This is a genomic window from Rhodovulum sp. (assembly GCF_011048875.1).
In the GTDB taxonomy this organism is placed as follows: Bacteria; Pseudomonadota; Alphaproteobacteria; order Rhodobacterales; family Rhodobacteraceae; genus Rhodovulum; species Rhodovulum tesquicola.
The window spans coordinates 1-4,143 of sequence record NZ_DSDD01000391.1; the positions used below are offsets into that span (position 1 = coordinate 1).

Below are 4,143 nucleotides of genomic sequence, written 5' to 3' on the forward strand. Positions count from 1 at the left end.
CGCGGCCGCGCCATCCTCGGGGCCCTGGATCGCGGCTGGGCCAAGGGTCGAGGTCCAGCCCTCGAACAGGGCGCCGGGCCGGGCGGTGCGGGCCATGGCAAGCACCTGGTCGGTCATCGCGGCGGTGGAATTGGGGTTGATGAAGACGTAGCCCATGCACCTGGACCATCCCCTTGCCCGCATCCGACCCGGCCCGCGCGCGGCGGCGGTTCAGCGCCCGGACGGTGGTCAGGACGACCCCGATGACAAGGAAGGAAAACAGCGTCGTCAGCGTTCCCAGTGCAAAGAACCCCGGTGTCGTGACATTGGTGGTCATGCCGTGGATCTCCAGCGGCAGGGTGTTGCGGCTGCCCGCGGTCGGCAGGGTGCGGGCGAACTCGTCATCGGACAGCGTGAAGCCGAACAGCGCCACGCCGATCAGCGAGGGCGCGATGATCCGCAGCACGACATGGGCGATGGTCTGCCAGGGACTGGCGCCAAGGTCGCGGGCGGCTTCCTCGTAGGATTTGTCAAAGCGGTTGAACACCGCGAACATGATCAGAAGGCCGAAGGGCAGCGTCCAGGTCAGTTGCGCTCCAAAGCCGCTGGTCGACCAGTGAACGTCAAGGCCGGTCTGGTTGAAGATCAGCCCCACCCCCAGCGAGATCAGGATCGAAGGGATCACCAGCGCCGTGACGACAAGATGGAACAGCACGCCCGAGCCCGCGAACCGCTTGCGGAAGGCAAGCCCGCCCATGACCAGCGTGACGACGAAGATCGAGCCGATCATTATGCCGGGCTTGCAGAGCGGGATGATGACATTGGCCATGATCCGGAACCCGGTGGCGCCCGCGTCATTGGCGGCCTCGATCAGGCTGCGGTCGATGCGCATCATGGTGTTGAAGATCGGCACCACCATGAACAGCGTGTAAAGATGCACAAAGGCCAGGATCGCCGAGAAATCCGAGAACAGCAGCCATTCCAGCAGCTCGTCGATCACCTCCCAGGAAATCGGCGTGGAATTGGCCAGACCGTTGCGGCCGAGGAACGGAATCCATGAAATCATGCGGATGATGTTCGATGTCCAGAACGGGATCGTGCACAAAAGGAACAGTGCGATCTGCCAGGTCTGGCTGCGGACATGGAAGGCCGGGAAATAGGCGACGGTAAAGCCGATGCCCAGCGTCAGCGCCCAGGTGACCAGCGCGTATTTGAACGTGTTCAGGAAGACCTGCAAGGTGACGGGCGAGGTCAGCAGGAAATGGTAATTGTCGAACTCGAAGGCCGGGTAGATCGAGAATTCGGTCGCGCCCCAGAAGCTGACGACCACGATCATCAGGATCGGCAGCACCAGAAAGAACGCCTGCACCGCCGCCAGCGGAGAGGCCAAGAGCCAGCCCGTCAGATGTCGGTTCCTGAGAAGTGCGGCCATGGGCATGTCCTGTCGCGAAGGGCAAGGACCGGCACGCGCAAGGCTCGGGCGCGCGCCGGGTCTGGTCAGGCCGTCAGGCGGCGATGAACTCGTTCCATTTGCGAACCAGGTACGGGTTCTCGTCCATCACCGCGTTCCAGCAGGCAACGGTGCCCATCCGGTCGTAGAACGATCCGCCATCGCGCACGTCGCCCGCCTGCGCCATCGGTTGGCCCTGCGGGTTGGTGATGGTGTCGGTAGCGGGCTTGCCCTCGAACCGGTAGGCCCATGCGTTTTCGGACATGAAATCCTCTGACGTTTCGGGCACCGCCGAGTAAGAGCCCTGCCGCATCAGCAAGCCGCCGCCCCAGCCCGAGAGATACCGGTTGATGTATTCATAGGCCGCATCGAGGGCGAGCCCCGACAGGTTCGCCGACAGCCCGATGCCGCCGCCCCAGGACCGATAGCCCTCTTTCAGCGGCTGGCAGACACACGGGATGCCGCGCGACTTGACCGCCGTGATCGCGGGCGACCACATCGACTGGATCATCACCTCGCCCGAGGCCATCAGGTTCACGCTTTCGTCGAAGGTCTTCCAGAAGGCGCGGAACTGGCCGGCCTTCTTGGCCTCGGTGAAGATCGCCATCGCCTTGTCGATCTCTTCCCGGTTCATGTTGCCCCGGTCGCCATAGGCGATCTCGCCCATCGCCTCGCAGACCATGGCGGCGTCCATGATGCCGATCGAGCTGATGTCGAGGATCGACGCCTTGCCCTTGAATTCGGGGTTCAGAAGTTCCGTCCAGCTTTCGATCGTTCGGCCGACCGATCAGGTCGGGGCGGATGCCCAGCGTGTCGGCGTTGCAGATCGCCGGGATCAGCGTCATCCAGCCCGATTCCCCGGCCGCGAAATCCTTGCCGCCGGGACCGGAGGTAAAGCCCGCGCTATGCGGCGCGGTGCCCTGGGCGATGGTCGACTCGGGCCTCAGCTTGCCCGAGCGGAAGATGCCCACGATCCTGTCGCAATTCGCGATCTTCGAGGTATCCATCGCCTCCAGGTTGCCCGTGGGCCAGACCTTCTTGCAGATCCAGTATTCGATATCGGCGATGTCGAAGGACTTGGGCCGGGTCGCGGCGCGCTGGGTCACGGCGTCGCTGTCCAGCGCGGTCATCTCAAGTGTGAAGCCCAGCTCTTCCTTCACCTTCTGCGCCACCTCGTTGAGGTTCGACACACCCGTGCCGAACTGGCGCAGCGTGATGTCCTTGATGTTCTGCGTCCAGATCATCGGCGCGGGGAAGGCACTGGCCGCCACGCCCGCGGCGGCGCCCTTCAGCAGGGTCCGGCGGCTCAGGTCGGGTTTGGTCGCTTGCGTCATCTGTCTCTCGATGATGGACGTCTGGTGTCAGGCGCCGGGCGCGTGGAGGTTGGCGTCGTCCCAGCTCAGCCCGACGCTGTCGCCGGGCTGGATGGGTTGGACGAAATACTGCTCCTCGGGCAGAAGCGCGGTGATCTCCCGATCGCCCGCGGCCAGCAGGGTCAGCGCGACGCTGGCGCCCTGGTATTCGATGCCTGTCACCCGGCCTTCCAGCCTGCCCTTGTCGGATCCGGTCAGGGCGATCCGGTCGGCGCGGATGGCGAAATGGCCCTGCGGCAGCGCGATCACGTTATGCCCGCCCATGAAGCGCGCGACGAATTCGGTCCGCGGTGCGTTGAACACCTCGCGCGCGGGGCCGGCCTGTTCGATCCGGGCGTTGTTCATCACCACGATCTCGTCGGCCAGCGCCAGCGCCTCCTCCTGGCCATGGCTGACATGGATGAAGGTGATCCCCGGTTCGCGTTGAAGCTGCTTCAACTCGGCCCGCATGCGGATGCGCAGGAACGGGTCCAGCGCGGAGAGCGGTTCGTCCAGCAACAGCACCTGCGGCCGGTGGATCAGCGCCCGCGCCAGCGCCACGCGCTGCTGCTGGCCGCCCGAAAGCTGCGCGGGCAGCCGGTCGGCCAGATGCTGCATGTGCACCAGTTCCAGCATCTTGCCCGCCTGCCTGCGGCGTGTGTCGCGGTCGATGCCCTTCATCTTGAGGCTGAAGGCCACGTTGTCGGTGACGCTGAGATGGGGAAACAGCGCGTTGTTCTGGAACATCATCGCGGTGCCGCGTTTCGCGGGCGGCAGATGCACGATGTCGTGACCGCCCAGCACGATGGCACCGTCCGAAACGTCCTCATGGCCCGCGATTATCCTGAGCGTCGAGGATTTGCCGCAGCCCGACGGCCCCAGCAGGCAGGCATAGCTGCCCGCGTGAAAACAGATGGTGGATGCCATCCACCGCAAGGCTCTGGCCGTACCGCTTGGTCAGGGCGACAAGTTCAAGGTCGAGGTCCGATCGCATCGGCGTTTCCATCTGGATTGGTCCACCCTGTCGCGTGGGCCTGCGCCGGGGAACCGCAAGCCGCGGCCGGGACGGGGGATTCTTCAACTGCCCGCGGAATGGGCGATTGTGAGCGGGAATGTCTGCAAGGGATGCGCAGATTGTATACGATCCTGCGTCCGAACCCGCCCCGCCCTCGCGAATCTTGAGTCCCGTCCGGTATTTCGCCAAACAGGGGCAAACGGGTTCCCGCCCCGCCCAAGGAAAGGAACGTCTGAAAAACCTGCCGACTTCTGCCTGATCTGATAGGCTTGGGCATCCCTGCAAGAAGCCCCACCCATGCCGAAACAGCCCGCCTTTCCCGGGTTGCGCGATGCGATGAGGAAGAA

Annotated in this window: 1 protein-coding gene and 3 pseudogenes; all 4 read right to left on the reverse strand. The window is 64.6% G+C overall.

Features of this window, described 5'->3' with window-relative positions; all coding sequences use genetic code 11:
* Nucleotides 1-183: aspartate/glutamate racemase family protein (locus ENN83_RS17015; protein WP_349760136.1), on the reverse strand; the 183-nt coding region annotated here is incomplete at its 3' end.
* Nucleotides 167-745 (reverse strand): annotated as a pseudogene (locus ENN83_RS17020) (ABC transporter permease); the annotation flags it as partial. The gene ENN83_RS17015 and the pseudogene ENN83_RS17020, both read right to left, overlap by 17 nt.
* A 739-nt stretch (nt 746-1,484) precedes the next feature.
* Nucleotides 1,485-2,763: pseudogene (locus ENN83_RS13615) on the reverse strand (ABC transporter substrate-binding protein).
* A gap of 27 nt (nt 2,764-2,790) precedes the next feature.
* A pseudogene (locus ENN83_RS13620) lies at nt 2,791-3,775 on the reverse strand (ABC transporter ATP-binding protein).
* Nucleotides 3,776-4,143 lie beyond the last annotated feature (368 nt).